Below are 20,043 nucleotides of genomic sequence, written 5' to 3'. Positions count from 1 at the left end.
TCCGCAATAGGCTTTGAACTCATGGACACGATCAAGATGGCCGACCGATTCTACTACGCGCCGCAGGGCGGCCACCCCGGCCAGAGTGAGCTGCTGACCGGCCGGGCTGTCTTCACGGAGGCCTATGCGGTCATTCCAAGGGGCGTGATGCAGGACATCGTCACCAGCGCCCTGCCATTCTGGGAAAAGACCCGCGTCTGGGTGCTGTCGCGCCCGCTGTCGGGGTTCGCCGAGACGTTTTCGCAATATATCGTCGAGGTCGCGCCCGGCGGCGGCAGCGACCGGCCTGAACCGGATGCCGGCGCCGAAGGCGCCTTGTTCGTGGTTGAGGGCGAGCTGACCGTTTTGCTGGCTGGCGAGAAACATGTCCTGCAGCCGGGTGGCTTTGCTTTCCTGCCGCCGGCCAGCGGATGGACCGTTCGCAACGAGAGCGGTGCTGCTGTCCGCTTCCACTGGATCCGCAAGGCTTACGACGCCGTCGAGGGCATCGATGTCCCGCAAGCCTTCTTCGCCAAGGAACGAGACATCGCGCCCACGCCGATGCCGGGCACCGAAGGCAGATGGGCGACGACGCGCTTTGTCGATCCGGCCGACATGCGCCACGACATGCACGTCACCATCGTCACGCTTGAGCCGGGCGCGGTCATCCCGTTCGCCGAGACTCATGTGATGGAGCACGGGCTCTACGTGCTGGAAGGCAAGGCGGTCTACCGCCTCAACCAGGACTGGGTCGAGGTCGAGGCCGGCGACTATATGTGGCTGCGCGCCTTCTGCCCGCAGGCCTGCTATGCCGGCGGTCCCGGAAAATTCCGCTACCTGCTTTACAAGGACGTCAACCGACATGCCAAGCTTGGCGGCGCCGGCGTCGCGAGGCGCGCGCCATGACCCGAATCGTCGCCCGGCCGCTGACCCGCGAGACCTTCGCCGAATTCGGCGACGTCATCGATATGGGCGGCGACAATCACTATCCGATCAATGGCGGCAAGGCCGAGCGCTATCACGACCTCGCCACCGCCGAAGCGTTGGGGCCGAATGCGCGCGTGCTGATCTCCATGGTGCGCGGCACGCCTTACGATTTTCCGCTGAAGCTCACCATGGTCGAGCGTCACCCGTTCGGCAGCCAGGCTTTCATCCCGCTGTCGCCACGGCCGTTCCTGGTCGTCGTCTGCCATGATGGCGACGACGGCCCTGGTGAGCCGCACGCCTTCATCACCGCGCCCGGGCAAGGCGTCAACTATCCGCGCAATCGGTGGCACGGCGTGCTGACGCCGATCGGCGAGGCCCAGGACTTTCTCGTCGTCGACCGCGGTGGCGACGGCTCCAATCTCGAAGAGTGCCATTTCTCGCACGCCTACGAGATCGATCTCCCCGACGGGACCGCCTGATGGCCGACGTCTCGCTGATCGATCGCCTGCTCGACGTGATCGAGCACGACATCATACCGAAGACCACCGAAGGCGTCGCCCACGGCAATAAGCTGTTCGGCGCGGCGATCCTGAGAAAGGATGATCGCTCGCTGGTGCTCGCCGAAACCAACAACGAGACGGAAAGTCCGCTCTGGCATGGCGAGGTGCATTGCCTAAAGCGGTTCTATGAAATGCCGAAGGCCGAGCGCGTCGATACCAAGGACGCGATCTTCCTCGCCACGCACGAACCCTGCTCGCTGTGCCTGTCGGCGATCACCTGGACCGGCTTCGATAATTTCTACTATTTGTTCAGCCACGAGGATTCGCGCGACAGCTTTGCCATCCCTCACGACCTGAAGATCCTGAAGGAGGTCTTCACCCTCGACCCCGGCGGCTACAATGCCGAGAACGCCTATTGGAAGAGCTTTTCGATCCGCAAACTGGTGCGGTCGCTGGCCGAGACCGAGCGCCCGCGGCTGGAAACGCGGATCGGCAAGATCTCGGCGCGCTATGACGAACTGTCCAGCGCTTACCAGGCAAGCAAGGCCGAAAACGACATTCCGCTGAGTTGACGCGGATTGACCAGCCGAATTCGTTGGCTGGCCCACGACGCGGCAGGCTCGGGCTCCATCATGCGGCCAGCCAGGAGCACCGCATGAAAACCGTCACTGAATTTCCCCGCAAGGTCGTCGAATTTCCTGACATGGGCATCGTCATGCCGGATGGCTGCCGGCTGTCGGCGCGGGTATGGATGCCGGCCGATGCTGCCGACGATCCGGTGCCGGCGATCCTCGAGCACCTGCCCTACCGCAAGCGCGACGGCACGATCTTTCGCGATCAGCTGACGCATCCCTATTTCGCGGGCCACGGCTACGCCTCGATCCGCGTCGACATGCGTGGCAATGGCGATTCCGAAGGGCTGATGGATGACGAATATTCCGAGCAGGAATTGCAGGACGCTTGCGACGTGATTGCCTGGGCGGCGGCCCAGCCCTGGTGCAATGGCAGTGTCGGCATGATGGGCATCTCCTGGGGCGGCTTCAACTGCCTGCAGACGGCTGCCAAGCAGCCGCCGGCGCTAAAGGCAGTCATCAGCCTGTGCTCGACCGTCGACCGCTATGCCGACGACATCCACTACAAGGGCGGCTGCCTGCTGATCGAGAATTTCGGCTGGGCCTCGACCATGCTGTCCTATTCCTCGCGGCCGCCGGATCCGCTGCTGGCCGGCGACGTCAGGTGGCGCGACCTGTGGCTGACCCGGCTGGAGAACCAGCCCTTCCTGGCGCCGCTGTGGCTGAAGCATCAGCACCGCGACGCCTATTGGAAGCGCGGCTCGATCTGCGAGGACTATTCGGCCATCCAAGCTGCGGTGCTGTCGATCGGCGGCTGGCATGACGGCTATCGAAATACCATTTCCCATCTCGCCGCCAATATCGAGGCGCCGGTCAAAGGGATCGTTGGTCCCTGGATCCACAAATACCCTCACTATGCCGCACCCGAACCGCGCATCGGCTTCCTGCAGGAGGCCTTGCGCTGGTGGGACCGCTGGCTGAAGGACATCGACACCGGCGTCGAGGGCGATCCGGCCTACCGCGCCTATGTCATGGACAGCGTCCGCCCCGCACGCTGGCATCCGGAGCGGCCGGGCCGCTGGGTCGCGGAACCGGTGTGGCCGTCGTCTGATATCAAGACGCAGGAAGTCGAGCTGATCGCAGAAGGCAGCAAGCCGATCATAGTGGCTTCACCGCAAAGCTGCGGCCTTGCCGGCGGCGAATATTTTCCCTTCACGTTCGGCCCGGAATTGCCCGGCGAGCAGCGCCCCGACGATGCACTATCGGTGTGTTTCGACCAGCCGGCGCTGACTGAGGCGATCGACATTGTCGGCGCACCGGAAGTGCTGGTCAGGGTTTCGTCCGACCGGCCTCAAGCGAACATCGCCATCCGGCTGTGCGATGTGCATCCCGACGGCGCATCGGAGCTGATCTCCTACGGCGTGCTCAACCTGACGCACCACAACTCGCACGAATTCCCGCAAGCGCTGGTGCCGGGCGAAACCGTCAGCGCCCGGGTGGTGCTCGACCAATGCGCCTATCGCGTGCCATCAGGCCATCGCCTGCGTATTGCCGTTTCGAACGCCTACTGGCCGATGATCTGGTCATCTCCGGAACCGGTCCGGCTCGACCTGACGGCGGCGACGCTGAAATTGCCGCTGCGCCCGCTGGCGCAATGCGATGAAGTCACGTTCCCCACGCCCGAGGCAGCATCGCCTTGGGCGACCGAAACGATCCGCGCTGCCAATTCCGAACGTCATGTCGATCGCGACGAGAAGACCGGAATTGTCACGCTTTCCATCGTCGACGATTTCGGCGAGGTGCGCGATCTGGAGCATGGCCTCGCCAATGGCAGCATCGCGCGAGAGACATGGGCGATCCATCCCGACAATCCGCTGTCAGCGTCGGGCAAGACGCATTGGACGCAGACGCTGTCGCGAAATGGATGGTCGGTGCGCACCGAAACCTTCGCCGAGATGCGGTCCGACGCGCAAAACTTCATGGTTAACGCCAGAATCGAAGCCTATGAAGGCGAGAAACTGGTTTTCGAGCGCAATTTCGAAGAGAAAATCCCGCGCGCTCTGCTTTGAGCGCTTATGCGGATTGGTCCAATTGCGACGTACGATTTACGCCACGGCATGTCGCATTCGGTCTTGCTTACGGCGTTCCGTTGCGGTCATTATTCTCCTCACAAGAAACGATAAAAAACGACCACAAGGTCGAACCAACAGAGTGAGGAACTCAACATGTCGAACGAACTGGAATTTCTTAGCCGGCGCGTCGCATCCGGCAAACTGAGCCGTCGTGATTTTCTCGGCCGGGCGGCAGCACTCGGCGTCACCGCGACGTTCGCCAACTCGCTGCTTTCAAGCGCGGCGCGCGCCGCGGGTCCGGTCAAGGGCGGCACGCTGAAGGCCGGCCTGGTCGGCGGCGAGTCCACCAACAGCCTCGATCCGGCCCTGTTTATGACCCAGGTGCCGTTCGCCTTCGGCAAGATGTGGGGCGAACTAATCGTCGAGCTCTCCCCGGACGGCAGTCTCGAGAACCGCATTGCCGAGGAGATCGGCTCGTCGGACGACGCCAAGGTCTGGACGCTGAAGATCCGCGACGGCGTCGAATTCCACAATGGCAAGACGGTGACCGCCGAGGACGTGGCGGCGACGCTCGAACGCCATTCGGACGAGAAATCGAAGTCGGGCGCGCTCGGCTACATGAAGGGCATCGAGAGCATCAAGGCCAGCGGCAAGGAAGTCGTGCTGACGCTGAAGGAAGCCAATGCCGACCTGCCCTATCTGCTCAGCGACTACCATTTGATCGTCCAGCCCAATGGCGGCAAGGACAAGGCCGATGCCGGCATCTCGGCCGGACCCTACAAGATCACCATCAACGAGCCCGGCGTGCGCCATGGCGGCGAGCGCTTTGCCAATTACTGGCAGGGCGACAAGATGGGCCATGCCGACCAGATCGAGATCATCGTCATCAACGATGCCACTGCGCGCACCTCGGCCTTGCAGGGCGGCCAGGTCAACATGATCAACCGCGTCGAGCCGAAGATCGTCGACCTGATCAAGCGCCTGCCCGGCGTCACCATCCGCAACCATGCGGGGCCGGGTCACTATGTCTTCATCATGCACTGCGACACAGCGCCGTTCGACAATAACGACCTGCGCATGGCGCTGAAGCTGGCGATCGACCGCGAGGAGATGCTCGACAAGGTTCTCAGAGGCTATGGTTCGCTCGGCAACGACTTCCCGATCAATGCGTCCTATCCGCTGTTCACTGAGATCGAACAGCGCAAGTATGATCCCGACAAGGCCAAGTTCCATTTCAAGAAGTCAGGTCACGACGGCGCGGTGCTGCTCAGGACCTCGGACGTCGCCTTCCCCGGCGCCGTCGACGCTTCCCAGCTCTTCCAGCAGAGCGCCGCCAAGGCCGGTATCCAGATCGAGCTCAAGCGTGAACCGGGCGACGGCTACTGGAACGAAGTCTGGAACAAGCAGCCCTTCTGTGCCTCCTACTGGGGCGGCCGCTCGACCCAGGACCAAATGTATTCGACCGCCTATCTGTCGACGGCCGACTGGAACGATACGCGTTTCAAGCGCCCGGATTTCGACAAGATGGTGCTGGCGGCCCGCGCCGAGCTCGACGAGACCAAGCGCAAGGCGATGTACCACGACATGGCTGTCCTTGTGCGCGACGAGGGCGGCCTGATCCTGCCGATGTTCAATCAGTTCATCGACGCGACGGGCGCCAAGGTCGCCGGCTGGGTCGACGATCCGCATCAGGAACTGATGAACGGGTACGCTCTGGCAAAGTGCTGGCTCGAAGCCTGAGCCTGGCCTTGCGGATATGTCCTCACCCATCATGAAACTGGTGGCCCAGCGCATTGCGCTGGGCATTCTCCTGCTGTTGGCCGTATCGGTCCTGATCTTCGCCGGCACCCAGATCCTGCCCGGCGACGTCGCCCAAGCTATTCTCGGGCAGTCGGCGACACCGGAGTCGCTCGCCAATCTGCGCGAGCAGCTCGGCCTCAACGATCCGGCCTTCATCCGCTATTTCCGCTGGCTCGGCGGCGTCGTGACCGGCGATCTCGGCACCGCCATGTCGAGCGGGCAGGATATTGCGGCGTCGATCAAGGGGCGGTTGTGGAACACGCTGTTCCTCGCCTTCTGGGCGGCGGTCGTGGCCGTGCCGCTGGCGATCGTCCTCGGCCTGATCGCGGTGCGTTACCGCAATGGCTGGGTCGACAAGCTGATCTCCGGACTGGCGCTTGCCTCGACCTCGTTTCCCGAATTCTTCATCGGCTACGTGCTCGTCTATTTCTTCGCCGTGAAATACCAGATCTTCCCCGGCATCTCGACAGTCTATGACGGAATGCCTTTCGGCGAGCGCATGCAGGCGATCATGCTGCCGGCGGCGGCACTGACGCTGGTGGTGCTCGCCCACATGATGCGCATGACGCGCGCCGCTATCCTCAATGTCATGCAATCGGCGTATGTGGAAACCGCCGAGCTCAAGGGGCTTTCGGCATTCGCCGTCATCCGCAGGCATGCCTTTCCCAATGCGATTGCGCCGATCATCAACGTCGTCATGCTCAACCTCGCCTATCTGATCGTCGGCGTCGTCGTGGTCGAAGTGATCTTCGTCTATCCGGGCATGGGCCAATATCTCGTCGACCACGTCACCAAGCGCGACGTGCCGGTGGTGCAGGCGGTCGGCCTGATCTTCGCCGCTGTCTACATCAGCTTGAACATCATTGCGGACATAGCGGCGATCGTCGCCAATCCGCGTCTCAGACATCCGAAATAGGGGAGCGGGCATGCTCGACATAAAACGCATCCCCATCCCTGCGCTGATCGGCCTGGTGCTGACGGCGCTGTTCGTGCTGGCAGCGATCTTCGCGCCCTGGATCGCGCCGTACGGCAATGGGGAGATCGTCGGCGATGTCTGGGGACCGATGTCGGCGACACATTGGCTGGGCACCGACAATCTCGGCCGCGACCTTCTTTCGCGCATGATCTATGGCGCCCGCGTCACGCTGTTCATCGCGGTGCTGGCCACCGCGCTGTCCTTCTCGCTCGGCGCAATCCTTGGCTTCTCGGCGGCGGTTTTCGGCGGCTGGTTCGATACGCTTATGTCGCGCCTTGTCGATCTCCTGATGTCGATCCCGACGCTGATCATGGGCCTCGTCGTGCTGTCGGTGCTGCCAACCAATCTGGTGACGCTGATCCTGGTCATGGGCATTCTCGACTCGACCCGCGTCTATCGCCTGTCGCGGGCGGTCGCCGTCGACATAAACGTCATGGATTTCGTCGAGGCGGCCAAGCTGCGCGGCGAAGGCAGCATGTGGATCATCTTCCGCGAGATCCTGCCCAATGCGTTGTCGCCGCTGGTTTCGGAACTCGGCCTCCGCTTCATCTATGCGGTGCTGTTCCTTTCGACGCTGTCCTTCCTCGGACTTGGCGTGCAGCCGCCTAGCGCCGATTGGGGCGGCATGGTCAAGGAAAACAAGGACGGCATCGTCTTCGGCATAGCGGCGGCACTCATCCCTGCGGCGGCGATCGCGATGCTGGCGATTTCCGTCAACCTCGTCGCCGACTGGGTGCTCAACCGCACGACAAGCCTGAAGGGAGGGCGCGGATAATGGCTGACCAGCGAGCAAAGTCCGTGCTGCTCGACATCCGCAATCTGCGCATCGAGGCCACGGTGTTCCCGCCGGGCGAGCCGCCGAAGAACATCGTGCTGGTCCATGATGTGTCGCTGACGCTCGAGAGGGGCAAGGTGCTCGGCCTGATCGGCGAGTCCGGCGCCGGCAAGTCGACCATCGGCCTGGCGTCGATGGGCTATGGCCGCGGCGGCGTGCGCATCACCGGCGGCGAGGTCATACTGAACGGCCGCGACATCCTCAAGGGCGGCAAGGAGGGCTTTCGCAAGCTGCGCGGCCGCGAGGTCTGCTATGTCGCGCAATCGGCTGCCGCCGCCTTCAACCCGGCGCACAGACTGATGGACCAAGTGGTCGAGGCGACGCTGCTGCATGGCACGGCGACACGGGCCGCGGCCGAAAAACGCGCCGTCGCGCTGTTCAAGAAGCTCAGCCTGCCGAACCCCGAAAGCATCGGCGAGCGCTTTCCGCACCAGGTGTCCGGCGGCCAGCTGCAGCGCGTGATGACGGCGATGGCGCTGTGCTCCGAGCCCGACCTGATTGTCTTCGACGAACCAACCACGGCGCTCGACGTGACGACGCAGATCGACGTGCTGGCGGCGATCAAGGACGCCATCCGCGACACCCATGTCGCGGCGCTCTACATCACTCACGACCTTGCCGTCGTCGCGCAGGTCTCGGACGAGATCATGGTGCTGCGCCATGGCCGGCTGGTCGAATGGGGCGGCACCCGCCAGATCATCAAGGAGCCGCGCCAGGAGTACACCAATGCGCTGGTCTCGGTGCATGAGATCGAGCACCAGGAGCAGAAGCCCGGCACGACGCCGTTCCTGTCGGTCAAGAACATCACCGCCGCCTATGGCCGCAGCCATATCAAGGTGCTGAAGAACGTCTCGGTCGACATCTATCCGGGCCAGACGCTGGCCGTGGTCGGGGAGTCCGGGTCCGGCAAGTCGACACTGGCGCGCGCCATCACCGGCCTCCTGCCACCCGAAGAGGGCACCGTCACCTTCGATGGACGTCCGCTCGCCAACCGGCTCGCCGACCGGCCCAAGGAGGATCTGCGCCAGTTACAGATGATCTATCAGATGGCCGACGTGGCGATGAACCCGCGCCAGACCGTCGGCACCATCATCGGCCGGCCGCTCGAATTCTATTTCGGTCTGCGTGGAAGGCAACGTGACGCCCGCGTCGCCGAGCTGCTCGACAAGATCGAAATGGGCAAGGGTTTCATCGACCGCTACCCGGCCGAGCTTTCCGGCGGCCAGAAGCAGCGCGTCTGCATCGCCCGCTCGCTTGCGGCCAAGCCGAAGCTGATCATCTGCGACGAGGTGACCTCGGCGCTCGACCCGCTGGTGGCCAATGGCATCCTGAAGCTGCTGCTCGAGCTGCAGAAAGAGGAAAACGTCGCCTATCTGTTCATCACCCACGACCTCGCTACGGTGAAGTCGATCGCCGATTCGATCGCGGTGATGTATCGCGGCGAGGTGGTGCGCTACGGCGCGAAAAGCCAGGTGCTGGCGCCGCCGTTCGATGCCTACACCGACCTTCTCTTGTCCTCAGTCCCCGAAATGGAAATCGGCTGGCTGGAAAAGGCGATCAAGGGACGGCGCATGGCCAGCGCGGGCAATTAGACACCCCCGTGGCGCTGACGACAAAACTTCTGCTGATCATCCTCGACGGCGTGCCTTACCGCAACTGGCGCCGGCTGATGGGCAATCTCGAAGGCTGGGTGCAATCGGGCGAAGCGCGCATCTGGAAGATGCGTTCCGTGCTGCCGTCGACCTCGGCCTGCTGCTATGCCTCGATCCACACCGGCGTGGCGCCGCAGGTGCATGGTATCCTGACCAACGAGAACCGGTTTCGCGTCGAGCAACCGGATATCTTCTCCGAGGTCAGCAAGGCCGGTGGCAAGACCGGCGCGGTCACCCATTCCTACTGGTCCGAATTCTTCCGGGCCTATCCTTTCGATCTGGTCGAGGATATGGAATTCGACGAGCCGGGCGGGCCGATCACGTATGGCCGTTTCCACACGATGACCGGCTACAACGCCCGCAACCAGATGACGCCGAGCGACATCGACCTGTTCGCGACGCTGACCATGCTGACCAGGCGCCACGGCATCGACTACGGCATCCTGCATACCTGCACACTGGACTCGATGGGCCACCGCTTCGGCCACGACTGCCACGAGATGGACCATGCCGTTTATGCGATGGACGGCATGCTGGCCACCTTCCTGCCGCGCTGGCGGGAAGCCGGCTACGAGGTGATCGTCACCGCCGATCACGGCCAGACCGATCGCGGCCATCATGGCGGCCATGACGACGATATGCAGGATTTTGCTCTGTATTATTTCGGACAGGGCAAGGGTCCGGAGGCCGATACGCTGCTCGACCAGCTGCAGCTTGCGCCGACGGTGCTTGCGCGCCTTGGCGTACCGGTGCCCGCGACAATGAAGGCCAAGCCGTTCCTCGACTGATGCGCGTCTCCACTTCTCCCCCTTGTGCGAAAAGGAATCTGCGCGTCTTTGGCAAGGTTGCCGCTCTTCGGCTAGGCTCCGGAAAAATCCTGGGCGGAAGTGGTGAACCGTTTTGCCCCGATCAGCGCAGACAGAAGCGCCACGGCCGTGAATTTCGGCCCCAAGGGCAGGGACAAAGATTTCGACTACGGCCTGCTGGTCACCAAGTTGGCCGAGGCTGCGATGGTATAGCTCTGGCGCTTTGGGGTTGTGTTGGTTCAGGTCAGGTCGAGCCGAAACCAGTGCGCTAGGCCCGGGCTCCGGCGACCGATCCCCTTACCACCAGATCAACCGGCCAGACTTCGCCGCGGGCGCCCTCCTCCAATCCGGAAATCCGCGCCGCCAGCCGCTCGGCGACGCGCGCGCCGGCCAAACGGATCGACGAACGCGTCGTCGACAACGGCACCGAAAAATTTTCCGGCTTCAGCCAGGGGAAGACGTCGTCATGGGCGATCAGCGACAGGTCGCCGGGGATGGTCAGGCCGAGATCGCGCGCCGCCCGCACGACGCCGAGCGCCATGATCAGGCTGGAGCAGGCGATCGCGGTCGGCGCATCGCTGCGCTCGAGCAGCCGTCTGGCGGCGCGGTAGCCGTTCTCCTCGGTCATGGCGAGGGAACAGACATGGCCTTCGCCTAGGGCCAGACCGCTCGCCGCCAGCGCCCGGCGCACGCCACGCTCGCGGTGAATGGCGAAGGTCTCGCGGTGGTCGCCGTTGATCAGCGCCAGCCGCCGGTGACCGAGCTGGACGAGCAGCCGAGCCGCCTCGTGGAAGGCGCCCTCATTGTCGATGTCGGTGTAGGGGTAGTCGAAATCGAGCCCTTCGCTGCGGCCATGGACGATGAAGGGGATGCCGAGCGTGCTGACCAGCGCCACCCGCCGGTCGGCCGGCCTCGGCGACGAGATGTAGACGGCGTCGACCTGCCGGTTGGCGACGATGCGCCGGTAGGTCGTCTCCTGGTCGTCGGCATCGGCCGGGGACAGCACCAGGTCGAGTTCGTGCGAACGGGCGTAGTCGCCGAGACCGGACAGGAATTCGACGAAATGCGGGTCGATGTCGACGGTCGTCCCGGTCGGCAAGACATAACCGATCATCCCGGTCTTGCCGGTCGCCAGCCGGCGCGCGCTCGGGTTGGGGCGGTAGCCGTGGCGCTTGGCGGCGTCGATCACCCGCCGGCGCGTTTCCTCGTTGACTTCCGGGTAGCCGTTGAGCGCACGGCTTACCGTTGTCTGCGAAAGCGCCAGCATGTGGGAAAGCTGTTTGAGGTTCACCGGAGGCCTCCAAGCCTCAAAGCGCTTTTAACTATGGATTGTCGGCCCGGCCACGGCAGCGCTGCTGCATCTAAGACCATAAGCACTGTTTCCGACCGGTTTGAAGCAAAATTTGCTGCTGCTGCGCCAAAAAACCTACTGCATCGCATTTAGTTGCTCCTTATGTCGGCAGAATTAAATCGATTAGCTTATCTCCCTCTTGACTCCTGATCCATTCAGTGGCGTGATCGACAAGAACCAAAGCGCTTTGGAAGACTCTTCGAAAGGTTGCGGTTCCTTTCCGACTGAGTCACAGTCCTGCGGCGTCGGCGGACGGAATGGAGGTTCCGTCCAGTGTTTGTCACCACTGGGAGGGAATACCTATGACGAAAATGCTTCTGCTGAGCGCCGCTTTTGTCACGCTCGCCCTGGGCGCACCGGCGCAAGCCGAACTGAAGTTCAAGCCGGGTGAGGACCCCCGCTTCAACTGGGCGAACTACGAAGAGCTCAAGAAGGTCGACCTCAAGGGCGAGACGCTATCGATCTTCGGGCCATGGCGCGGCGAGGACGAGGGCCTTGTGCGCACCGTTCTCGACTATTTCTCGGAGGCCACCGGCGCTGAGATCAAATACTCGTCGTCGGAAAATTACGAGCAGCAGATCGTCATCGACACGCAGGCCGGCAGCCCGCCCAACATCGCGGTGCTGCCGCAGCCGGGCCTAATCCAGGATCTGGCGTCCAAGGGCCTGCTGACGCCGCTCGGCGACGACACCGCCAACTGGATCAAGGACAATTACGGCGCCGGCCAGTCATGGGTCGATCTCGGCACCTTCAACGACAAGGACGGCAAGCCGGGCTTCTTCGCCTTCCCCTACAAGGCCGACGTGAAATCGCTGGTCTGGTACTCGCCGGACAATTTCGAGGAAGCCGATTACGAGGTGCCGAGGACGCAGGAAGAGCTCGCCGAGCTTGAAAAGAAGATCATCGCCGACGGCGGCACGCCATGGTGCATCGGGCTCGGTTCGGGCGGCGCCACCGGCTGGCCGGCGACCGACTGGGTCGAGGACATCATGCTGCGCACGCAGACGCCCGAGACCTACGACAAGTGGGTGAAGAACGAGATCCCATTCAACGATCCCGCGGTGGTCAACGCCATCGACATTTTCGGCAAGATCGCGACCGATGACAAGATGGTCGACGGCGGCGCCAAGGCGGTGGCGGCGACCGACTTCCGCGACAGCCCGAAAGGCCTGTTCTCGGTGCCGCCGAAATGCTATTTGCACCATCAGGCGTCGTTCATCCCGACCTTCTTCCCGGAAGGCACTGAGATCGGCCAGGACGCCGACTTCTTCTACTTCCCACCTTATGCTTCCAAGCCCGACCTCGGCACCCCGGTGCTCGGCGCCGGCACGCTGGCCATGATCACCAAGGATAGCAAGAGTGCCCGCGCGTTCATCGAATTCCTGAAGATGCCGCTCGCCCATGAGATCTGGATGGCCCAGGGCGGTTTCGTGACGCCGTTCAAGTCGGTCAACAAGGAGGCCTATGCCAGCGACGCGCTGAAGAAGCAGGGCGAAATCCTTGCCGAGGCCTCGACCTTCCGCTTCGACGGGTCCGACCTGATGCCGGGCAAGATCGGCGCCGGCGCCTTCTGGACCGGCATGATCGATCTCGTCGGCGGCAAGTCCGCCCAGGATGTCGCCACTGACATCCAGAAGAGCTGGGACGCGATCAAGTAGGCGGTCCCGGCTGACGTGCGGACTGCCGATCCTGAATGGATCCGGGGCTCAGTGGCCCGGATCCGACCGGCGGCCCGCGCCGCAGCAATCTTTGTTATGAGCACATTCCGGCATGTCGCGCGACCAGCAAGACTAGAACCCCGCCTTGCATCCGGTCGCGTTCCAAACAACTGAATCGGCGCATGATCCGGTCGCCAAAGCCATTCTCGACTGGCGGATCATGCGCAGAGGGAGGGACCCGTGGCGGCTCAGATTTTCTCGGCCATATTCGTCATCATCGTCGGCGTCGGCGGCTGCGTCGCCTATTTCTGGGGCGCCAACAAGCTGGTGGACATCATCTTCCCGTCGCGCGGCGTTGCAGGTGCTGCGGCCATCGACAATCTGCGCCGGCAGGGGATGATCCGGCCGTGGCTGTTCGTCGGCCCGGCCATGATCATCCTCACCATCTACCTGATCTACCCGGTCGTGGAGACGCTCAGGCTGTCGTTCCTCGATCGCGGTGGCGCCAACTTCGTCGGCTTCGCCAATTATCAATGGGCGTTCGGCGACCGCGAGTTCCGCACCTCCATCCTCAACAACATCATGTGGCTGGCGGTGGTGCCGGCCGCCTGCACGTTCCTCGGGCTGATCATCGCCGTCCTCACCGACAAGATCTGGTGGGGCACCATCGCCAAGAGCCTAATCTTCCTGCCGCTGGCCATCTCCTTCGTCGGTGCCAGCGTCATCTGGAAATTCATCTACGAGTATCGCGGCGCCGGCCAGACGCAGATCGGCCTGCTCAACGCCATCATCCAGTATTTCGGCGGCCAGCCGCAGGTCTGGATATCGCTGCCGTTCTGGAACAATTTTTTCCTGATGATCATCCTGATCTGGATCCAGACCGGCTTTGCCATGGTCATCCTGTCCTCGGCCTTGCGGGGTATTCCCGAAGAGACGCTGGAAGCCGCCGTCATCGACGGCGCCAATCCGTTCCAGATCTTCTGGAAGATCATGGTGCCGCAGATCTGGGGCACGATCGCCGTCGTCTGGACCACCATCACCATCCTGGTGCTGAAGGTGTTCGACATCGTGCTGACCATGACCAACGGCCAATGGAACAGCCAGGTGCTGGCCAATCTGATGTTCGACTGGATGTTCCGCGGCGGCGGCGATTTCGGCCGCGGCGCCACCATCGCCATCATCATCATGATCGCGGTCATTCCGATCATGGTCTGGAACATCCGCCAGGCGAACAAAGAGACGGGAGGACATTGAGATGGCCGTGGCGACCGGAAAGTCCTTTGCCAGCCGTTTCGGCGTCCATATCGCTGTCTTCATCTTCGTCGCGATCTGGACCGTGCCGACGCTCGGCATTCTCGTCTCGTCGCTGCGCGACAAGGATCAGATCATCGCATCGGGCTGGTGGAACTCGTTCGCCAGTTCCACCCAGACGGAAGCGGGCCGGCTGCCACCCGCCTCGGCGCAAGTCGAGAAGGACGGCAAGTTCGTCCTCGAGGGCAACATCTTCGGCGACGATCCGGCCCGCGACATCAGCGCCTTCGGCGTCAAGTCGTCGGCGCCGACGCAATATCCCGCCGGCACGACAGCCGATCTCGGCGACGGCGAGACCTTGCAGCTCAACGCCGACGGCAGTTTCGTCATGACCTCAACGAAGCCCTTTGAGGGCGAGCGCGGCCAGCGCGTCTACTACGCCTCGTCGGCGCCGCCGAAATTCACCACCGAAAATTACAATACGGTGCTGTTTTCGGAAGGTATCGGCCGCTCCTTCATGAATTCGCTGACCGTCACCATTCCGGCGACGGTCATCCCGATCCTGATCGCGGCGTTCGCGGCCTATGCGCTGGCCTGGATGCGCTTTCCCGGCCGGGCGTTGCTCATCGCGGTGATCATCGGCCTCTTGGTCGTGCCGCTGCAGATGTCGCTGATCCCGCTGCTGAAGCTTTACAACGGCGTCGGCAGCTTCTTCGGCGTGCCGTCGAAAACCTATCTCGGCATCTGGCTGGCGCATACCGGCTTCGGCCTGCCCTTCGCCATCTATCTCCTCAGAAGCTACATTGCCGGCCTGCCGCGCGAAATCATGGAGTCGGCGCGCATCGACGGCGCCAGCGATTTCGAGATCTTCGTCAAGATCGTGCTGCCGCTGTCGTTCCCGGTGCTGGCCTCCTTCGCCATCTTCCAGTTCCTGTGGGTGTGGAACGATCTGCTGGTCGCGATGGTTTTCCTCGGCACCGAGGGCGACCAGATCGTGCTGACCGCCAAGCTCAACGCGTTGCTCGGCTCGCGCGGCGGCGACTGGGAGATCCTGACGACATCGGCTTTCATCACCATTGTCGTGCCGCTGATCGTGTTCTTTTCGCTGCAGCGCTATTTCGTCCGCGGGCTGCTCGCCGGCTCGGTCAAAGGGGGTTGAGATCATGCAATCCGCTGTGAAAGCAACGTTGAGCCCCGACCTCGCCGTCGACCGCGACTGGTGGCGAGGTGCCGTGATCTACCAGATCTATCCGCGCAGCTATCAGGACTCGAACGGCGACGGCATCGGCGACCTCAGGGGCATCATCCGCAGGCTGCCCTATATCGCGGCGCTCGGCGTCGATGCCATCTGGATCTCGCCGTTCTTCAAGTCGCCGATGAAGGATTTCGGCTACGACGTATCAGACTATTGCGACGTCGATCCGATGTTCGGCACGCTGGCCGATTTTGATGCCCTGACCGCCGAGGCGCACAGGCTCGGGCTCAAGGTGATGATCGACGAGGTGCTGTCGCATACCGCCGACATCCATCCGTGGTTTAGGGAAAGCCGCTCGAGCCGCACCAACCCGAAGGCGGACTGGTATGTCTGGGCCGACGCCAAGCCCGACGGCACGCCACCCAACAACTGGCTGTCGATCTTCGGCGGCTCGGCCTGGCAGTGGGACACCAGCCGCCAGCAATATTACCTGCATAATTTCCTGGCCGAGCAGCCCGATCTCAACTTCCACAGCCGCGCGGTCCAGGATGCGCTGCTCGATGTCACCCGCTTCTGGCTGGAGCGCGGCGTCGACGGCTTCCGCCTCGACACAATCAATTTCTACTTCCACAGCCAGGGCCTGGAGGACAATCCGCCGCTGCCGCCCGAAGAGCGCAACGACCAGACCGCTCCTTCCGTCAACCCTTACAACTACCAGGACCATCTCTACGACAAGAGCCGCCCCGAAAATCTCGGCTTCCTCGAACGCTTCCGCGCGCTACTCGACGAATATCCGGCGACGGCGGCGGTCGGCGAAGTCGGCGATTCGCAGCGCGGGCTCGAGGTGGTGGCGGCCTATACCGCCGGCAGCAAGCGCGTGCACATGTGCTATTCGTTCGACTTCCTGGCGCCCGAAAAGATCAGCGCGGCAAAGGTGCGTTCGGTGCTGGAAGCCTTCGGCAAGGTTGCCAGCGACGGCTGGTCGTGCTGGGCCTTCTCCAACCATGACGTGATGCGCACTGCCTCGCGCTGGGCGGCGGGCGAGGCCGACCAGACCGCTTATCTCAAGGTGATCTCGGCGCTGCTGATGTCGCTGCGCGGTTCGGTCTGCATCTATCAGGGCGAGGAACTTGGCCTTGGCGAAGCGGAATTGCAATTCGAGGACCTGCAGGACCCCTACGGCATCCGCTTCTGGCCGGAGTTCAAGGGCCGCGACGGCTGCCGCACGCCGATGGTCTGGAATGGCGCGGACGGCAATGGCGGCTTCTCCAAGGCGAGGCCTTGGCTGCCCGTGCCCGCCAAGCACCTTTCGCAAGCGGTCGATGTGCAGCAGGGCGACGACAGCTCGCTGCTCGAACACTACCGGCGCTTTCTCGCTTTCCGCCGTTTGCATCCGGCGCTGGCCAAGGGCGAAATAGACTTCATCGAAAGCCAGGGCGATACGGTCGCCTTCACGCGCCGCGAGGGCAACGAGCAGATCGTCTGCGCCTTCAATCTCGGCAGCCGACCGGCCGAAATCGATCTCGGCGGGCGCTCGCTGCAGCCCTTGCCGGGGCACGGGTTTTCGGGACAGACTGGCGTCGGCTCTATCCGCCTCGGTGGCTACGGCGCCTGGTTCGGGCGTGTCAACTGAATTTGCAATTCACTGGAGGGAATCATGGCCGATGTCACGCTAAGGCAAGTGAAGAAATCATACGGCAATCTTAACATTCTCCACGGCATCGACCTCGACATAAAGTCGGGCGAGTTTATCGTCTTTGTCGGCCCTTCCGGCTGTGGCAAGTCGACCTTGCTGCGGTCCATCGCCGGGCTTGAGGAAATCACCTCCGGGGAGCTCAGGATCGACGGCGAGGTGGTCAACGACGTGCCGCCCTCGAAGCGGGGCATCGCCATGGTGTTCCAGTCCTATGCGCTCTATCCGCACATGACCGTCTACGACAACATGGCGTTCTCTATGAAGATCGGCAAGGAGAGCAAGGCAGAGATCGACAAGCGAGTGCGCCAGGCCGCGGAAATCCTGCAGCTGACAAATTATCTCGACCGCCTGCCCAAGGCGATGTCGGGCGGCCAGCGCCAGCGCGTCGCCATCGGCCGCGCCATCGTGCGCAACCCGAAAGTTTTCCTGTTCGACGAGCCGCTGTCGAACCTCGACGCGGCACTGCGCGTCGCCACCCGCATCGAGATCGCCAAGCTCAAGGAGTCGATGCCGGCTACAACGATGATCTACGTCACCCACGACCAGGTGGAGGCGATGACGCTGGCGGACCGCATCGTGGTGCTCAAGGAGGGCCATATCGAGCAGGTCGGCACGCCGATGGATCTCTACAAGAAACCCGGCAATCTGTTCGTTGCTCAGTTCATCGGCTCGCCGGCAATGAACATCCTGCCGGCGACGATCGACAAATCAGGCGACCCGACCGTCGTCAGTCATGTCGGCGGGCGCAAGGCGACGGTGCCGATCGCCACGCCAGCGTCAGTGAAGGGCGCTTCGGTGAGCTTCGGCGTGCGGCCGGAGGATCTGATGATCGCAACCGGGACGGATTATCTTTTCGAGGGAACGGTGGACTATGTCGAGCAGCTCGGCGAGGTTCAGCTCGTCTATGTCGACATCGGCCGCTCCGAACTTCCGCTGGTGACCAAGCTGCCCGGCAATGTCGAGGTCAAGCGGGGTGCTGCGCTGCGGTTGAATGCCGATGCCGGCGACCTGCATATTTTCGATGCCGACGGACATTCCTTTACACTCCACAAAGCGGAAGCAAGGGCAGCCTGAGGCTGGCGGCCTAACTGCTGGATGCAGGCAGTTTGGCGAAGGCAAAAAACAAGATCGGCGGGCAAAGCCCGCCGCTCTTGTGCGTTCAGGTCGCTGTTAGCGGCCGAACAGGTTGCGGTCGCTGCCGTGGACAGGCTTCTCGTCAGCCGGAACCGGATTCTGCGCCGGGGCCGAATTCTGGGTCGAAGCCGTGTACGAGCTGTCGACCGCAACGGCCGGTTGGTTGGCGCCGTTCGATCCATAATTGTCGCTACCGGCAAATGCGCTGCCGGCGACGGCCAGAACGGCGGCGGTCGCAAGAACAATCTTCGTCATTTCAGTACTCCTGGATTTTTCGTGTTCCACCAGCGCGGCGGGCAAATGCCGCCGCTGCTGTTGGGATCGACACTAGTTGTTGCCGAAGAGGTTACGGTCGCTGCCGTGGACGGGCTTCTCGTCAGCCGGAACCGGCTTCTGCGCCGAAGCCGAATTCTGAATCGAAGCCGTGTACGAGCTGTTGTCGACCGCAGCGGCCGGCTGGTTGGCGCCGTTCGATCCAAAATTGTCGCTGCCGGCAAAAGCGCTGCCGGAGACGGCCAGAATGGCGGCGGCGGCAAGAATGATCTTCTTCATTTCTAGTACTCCTGAAGTGTCGTATCCCCTCAGCGCGGCGGCCACGGTCTTTATGAGAGACAACGCCGCTCTGCTGTTTGGGATCAGCTGTTAATTGTTGCCGAAAAGGTTGCGGTCAGCGCCCTGGACAACGGGCTTTTCAGCGTGAGGCGGCTTCTGAATGGAAGCCGTGTACGAGCTGTTGTCGACCGCAGCGGCCGGCTGGTTGGCGCCGTTGGACCCATAATGGTCGCTGCCAGCAAAGGCGCTGCCGGTGATGGCCAGAACGGCGACGGCAGTAAGAGCAATCTTTTTCATTTTTGGTACTCCAGTATCTTAATTTTCCGTCCGTCTAGCGGCGTGTCTTGGGAGGAATTCGCGTCGTTCGGACAGCCCCGATGTGGGAAGGCCATTCGGCGGATTCCAATCACTAAGTTGTTCCGTGTGGACCAAGAATCTACACCTTGAAATTGTACCAGATGCTTCCAATAGTGTTATTTTATGTTTTGTTTCAGAGGTTTATGCCAAAGGCGCCATTCGACCATTTGACGAATTGCCGGACCTGCGTTCACAGCGTCATGCACGCATTGTCAACAGAACGAACCGTTCGGTTCGATTTTAGAAGCGGCTTAAAAAGCCGGTGCTGAGTTGTTGTCGAATCGTTAACCATTTAGGCGCCCTGCAATGGTTAAATCCGGCGTGCTTTCAGAACCGGCAGCGCTCGCAGCCAGGTGCAAATTCATCCCCCTCAAATCCCGGCCCACAGGGTTTCGCCGCCGTGTCGCGCCGCATGGATACGATGTCGCTTTCATGCCGACAGTCGGCCAGCCGTCATGATTAGATCACGCCAACTCAGGTGCCGCTTGGTGACGACGAAGCGGAGAATTGGGAAGCCGGTCAGAACCCGGCGCTGCCCCCGCAACGGTGGTGGAGTTCAAGTCGCAACGGGAGACCACTGGGCCACAAGCCTGGGAAGGTGTCGCGATGAGTCCGCAAGGACACTCCAGAGCCCGGAAACCAGCCCGAGATTTCTAGACACGACTGATCGCGGTGGGCGGTCAAGAGGTGGATGATGCATGTCTGGCCTGTCGCCGGCCTGCGAGCGATC

The 20,043-nt window shown here is 62.6% G+C and carries 19 protein-coding genes and 1 riboswitch; of the genes, 15 read left to right on the top strand and 4 right to left on the bottom strand.

Going from position 1 to position 20,043, the window contains the following annotated elements; all coding sequences use genetic code 11:
* Positions 1-21: 21 nt before the first annotated feature.
* The 10 genes from ACWTU7_RS09725 to ACWTU7_RS09680 all read left to right on the top strand — a co-directional run bounded on the left by ACWTU7_RS09725 (position 22) and on the right by ACWTU7_RS09680 (position 10,332).
* A complete protein-coding gene (locus tag ACWTU7_RS09725; RefSeq protein ID WP_455839648.1) occupies positions 22-885 on the top strand; it encodes a bifunctional allantoicase/(S)-ureidoglycine aminohydrolase in 864 nt (287 codons plus the stop codon).
* The gene (locus tag ACWTU7_RS09720; RefSeq protein WP_029347553.1) at positions 882-1,385 is read left to right on the top strand and encodes an ureidoglycolate lyase; all 504 of its coding nucleotides are present in this window, start codon (positions 882-884) and stop codon (positions 1,383-1,385) included. The genes ACWTU7_RS09725 and ACWTU7_RS09720 overlap by 4 nt, the downstream gene beginning before the upstream one ends.
* The gene (locus ACWTU7_RS09715; protein ID WP_455839649.1) at positions 1,385-1,978 is read left to right on the top strand and encodes a nucleoside deaminase; all 594 of its coding nucleotides are present in this window, start codon (positions 1,385-1,387) and stop codon (positions 1,976-1,978) included. Before ACWTU7_RS09720 ends, ACWTU7_RS09715 begins: the two co-directional genes overlap by 1 nt.
* An 83-nt stretch (positions 1,979-2,061) precedes the next feature.
* The gene (locus ACWTU7_RS09710; protein ID WP_455839650.1) at positions 2,062-4,047 is read left to right on the top strand and encodes a CocE/NonD family hydrolase; all 1,986 of its coding nucleotides are present in this window, start codon (positions 2,062-2,064) and stop codon (positions 4,045-4,047) included.
* A gap of 156 nt (positions 4,048-4,203) precedes the next feature.
* Positions 4,204-5,790, top strand: coding sequence for an ABC transporter substrate-binding protein (locus ACWTU7_RS09705; RefSeq protein WP_029347549.1), 1,587 nt, complete (start codon positions 4,204-4,206; stop codon positions 5,788-5,790).
* A gap of 16 nt (positions 5,791-5,806) precedes the next feature.
* On the top strand, positions 5,807-6,766 hold the full coding sequence (locus ACWTU7_RS09700) for an ABC transporter permease (protein ID WP_029347547.1): 960 nt from the start codon (positions 5,807-5,809) through the stop codon (positions 6,764-6,766).
* A 10-nt stretch (positions 6,767-6,776) separates the two neighbouring features.
* Entirely contained in the window at positions 6,777-7,601 is an 825-nt protein-coding gene (locus tag ACWTU7_RS09695; protein WP_287333039.1) for an ABC transporter permease, read from the top strand.
* A complete protein-coding gene (locus ACWTU7_RS09690; protein WP_455839651.1) occupies positions 7,601-9,253 on the top strand; it encodes an ABC transporter ATP-binding protein in 1,653 nt (550 codons plus the stop codon). Before ACWTU7_RS09695 ends, ACWTU7_RS09690 begins: the two co-directional genes overlap by 1 nt.
* Before the next feature lie 8 nt (positions 9,254-9,261).
* Positions 9,262-10,101, top strand: coding sequence for an alkaline phosphatase family protein (locus tag ACWTU7_RS09685; RefSeq protein ID WP_029347542.1), 840 nt, complete (start codon positions 9,262-9,264; stop codon positions 10,099-10,101).
* A 102-nt stretch (positions 10,102-10,203) separates the two neighbouring features.
* Positions 10,204-10,332: a hypothetical protein gene (locus ACWTU7_RS09680; protein ID WP_455839652.1), complete on the top strand. Its 129-nt coding sequence runs from the start codon at positions 10,204-10,206 to the stop codon at positions 10,330-10,332.
* 55 nt (positions 10,333-10,387) lie between these two features.
* Here the strand turns inward: ACWTU7_RS09680 and ACWTU7_RS09675 are convergent, their stop codons facing one another.
* Positions 10,388-11,410 carry a substrate-binding domain-containing protein gene (locus ACWTU7_RS09675; protein ID WP_455839653.1) on the bottom strand — a complete coding sequence of 341 codons (1,023 nt, stop codon included), beginning with the start codon at positions 11,408-11,410 and terminating at the stop codon, positions 10,388-10,390.
* Between the two features lie 362 nt (positions 11,411-11,772).
* Between ACWTU7_RS09675 and ACWTU7_RS09670 the strand changes: the two genes are divergently transcribed.
* From ACWTU7_RS09670 to ACWTU7_RS09650, 5 genes are all read left to right on the top strand, one after another.
* Positions 11,773-13,128, top strand: a complete 1,356-nt coding sequence (locus ACWTU7_RS09670) for an ABC transporter substrate-binding protein (protein ID WP_029347540.1) — start codon at positions 11,773-11,775, stop codon at positions 13,126-13,128.
* Positions 13,129-13,368: 240 nt separating this feature from the next.
* The gene (locus tag ACWTU7_RS09665; RefSeq protein ID WP_455839654.1) at positions 13,369-14,382 is read left to right on the top strand and encodes a carbohydrate ABC transporter permease; all 1,014 of its coding nucleotides are present in this window, start codon (positions 13,369-13,371) and stop codon (positions 14,380-14,382) included.
* 1 nt (position 14,383) lies between these two features.
* Positions 14,384-15,538 (top strand): carbohydrate ABC transporter permease, encoded by a 1,155-nt coding sequence (locus ACWTU7_RS09660; RefSeq protein WP_127208617.1) that lies wholly within the window; start codon positions 14,384-14,386, stop codon positions 15,536-15,538.
* Positions 15,539-15,542: 4 nt separating this feature from the next.
* Positions 15,543-17,207: a beta-galactosidase BglA gene (gene bglA / locus ACWTU7_RS09655; protein WP_455839655.1), complete on the top strand. Its 1,665-nt coding sequence runs from the start codon at positions 15,543-15,545 to the stop codon at positions 17,205-17,207.
* 24 nt (positions 17,208-17,231) lie between these two features.
* Positions 17,232-18,344, top strand: a complete 1,113-nt coding sequence (locus ACWTU7_RS09650) for an ABC transporter ATP-binding protein (protein WP_455839656.1) — start codon at positions 17,232-17,234, stop codon at positions 18,342-18,344.
* 96 nt (positions 18,345-18,440) lie between these two features.
* Here the strand turns inward: ACWTU7_RS09650 and ACWTU7_RS09645 are convergent, their stop codons facing one another.
* The 3 genes from ACWTU7_RS09645 to ACWTU7_RS09635 all read right to left on the bottom strand — a co-directional run bounded on the left by ACWTU7_RS09645 (position 18,441) and on the right by ACWTU7_RS09635 (position 19,253).
* A complete protein-coding gene (locus ACWTU7_RS09645) occupies positions 18,441-18,659 on the bottom strand; it encodes a DUF680 domain-containing protein (protein ID WP_095517407.1) in 219 nt (72 codons plus the stop codon).
* 72 nt (positions 18,660-18,731) lie between these two features.
* Complete coding sequence (locus ACWTU7_RS09640; protein ID WP_029347531.1) at positions 18,732-18,956, bottom strand: DUF680 domain-containing protein; 225 nt, start codon at positions 18,954-18,956, stop codon at positions 18,732-18,734.
* Between the two features lie 90 nt (positions 18,957-19,046).
* On the bottom strand, positions 19,047-19,253 hold the full coding sequence (locus ACWTU7_RS09635; RefSeq protein WP_455839657.1) for a DUF680 domain-containing protein: 207 nt from the start codon (positions 19,251-19,253) through the stop codon (positions 19,047-19,049).
* 519 nt (positions 19,254-19,772) lie between these two features.
* Positions 19,773-19,975: riboswitch (cobalamin riboswitch) on the top strand.
* Positions 19,976-20,043: the final 68 nt, after the last annotated feature.

The organism is Mesorhizobium sp. BHscii, assembly GCF_053848065.1.
This window is presented reverse-complemented; position numbering and strand designations above follow the sequence as displayed.

Excerpts from the sequence above, each read along its gene's own strand:
- ACWTU7_RS09725 (WP_455839648.1), top strand. The coding sequence starts at position 22 with ATGGACACGATCAAGATGGCCGACCGATTCTACTACGCGCCGCAGGGC.
- ACWTU7_RS09720 (WP_029347553.1), top strand. The coding sequence starts at position 882 with ATGACCCGAATCGTCGCCCGGCCGCTGACCCGCGAGACCTTCGCCGAA.
- ACWTU7_RS09715 (WP_455839649.1), top strand. The coding sequence starts at position 1,385 with ATGGCCGACGTCTCGCTGATCGATCGCCTGCTCGACGTGATCGAGCAC.
- ACWTU7_RS09710 (WP_455839650.1), top strand. The coding sequence starts at position 2,062 with ATGAAAACCGTCACTGAATTTCCCCGCAAGGTCGTCGAATTTCCTGAC.
- ACWTU7_RS09705 (WP_029347549.1), top strand. The coding sequence starts at position 4,204 with ATGTCGAACGAACTGGAATTTCTTAGCCGGCGCGTCGCATCCGGCAAA.
- ACWTU7_RS09700 (WP_029347547.1), top strand. The coding sequence starts at position 5,807 with ATGTCCTCACCCATCATGAAACTGGTGGCCCAGCGCATTGCGCTGGGC.
- ACWTU7_RS09695 (WP_287333039.1), top strand. The coding sequence starts at position 6,777 with ATGCTCGACATAAAACGCATCCCCATCCCTGCGCTGATCGGCCTGGTG.
- ACWTU7_RS09690 (WP_455839651.1), top strand. The coding sequence starts at position 7,601 with ATGGCTGACCAGCGAGCAAAGTCCGTGCTGCTCGACATCCGCAATCTG.
- ACWTU7_RS09670 (WP_029347540.1), top strand. The coding sequence starts at position 11,773 with ATGACGAAAATGCTTCTGCTGAGCGCCGCTTTTGTCACGCTCGCCCTG.
- ACWTU7_RS09660 (WP_127208617.1), top strand. The coding sequence starts at position 14,384 with ATGGCCGTGGCGACCGGAAAGTCCTTTGCCAGCCGTTTCGGCGTCCAT.
- bglA (WP_455839655.1), top strand. The coding sequence starts at position 15,543 with ATGCAATCCGCTGTGAAAGCAACGTTGAGCCCCGACCTCGCCGTCGAC.
- ACWTU7_RS09650 (WP_455839656.1), top strand. The coding sequence starts at position 17,232 with ATGGCCGATGTCACGCTAAGGCAAGTGAAGAAATCATACGGCAATCTT.
- ACWTU7_RS09645 (WP_095517407.1), bottom strand. The coding sequence starts at position 18,659 with ATGACGAAGATTGTTCTTGCGACCGCCGCCGTTCTGGCCGTCGCCGGC.
- ACWTU7_RS09640 (WP_029347531.1), bottom strand. The coding sequence starts at position 18,956 with ATGAAGAAGATCATTCTTGCCGCCGCCGCCATTCTGGCCGTCTCCGGC.
- ACWTU7_RS09635 (WP_455839657.1), bottom strand. The coding sequence starts at position 19,253 with ATGAAAAAGATTGCTCTTACTGCCGTCGCCGTTCTGGCCATCACCGGC.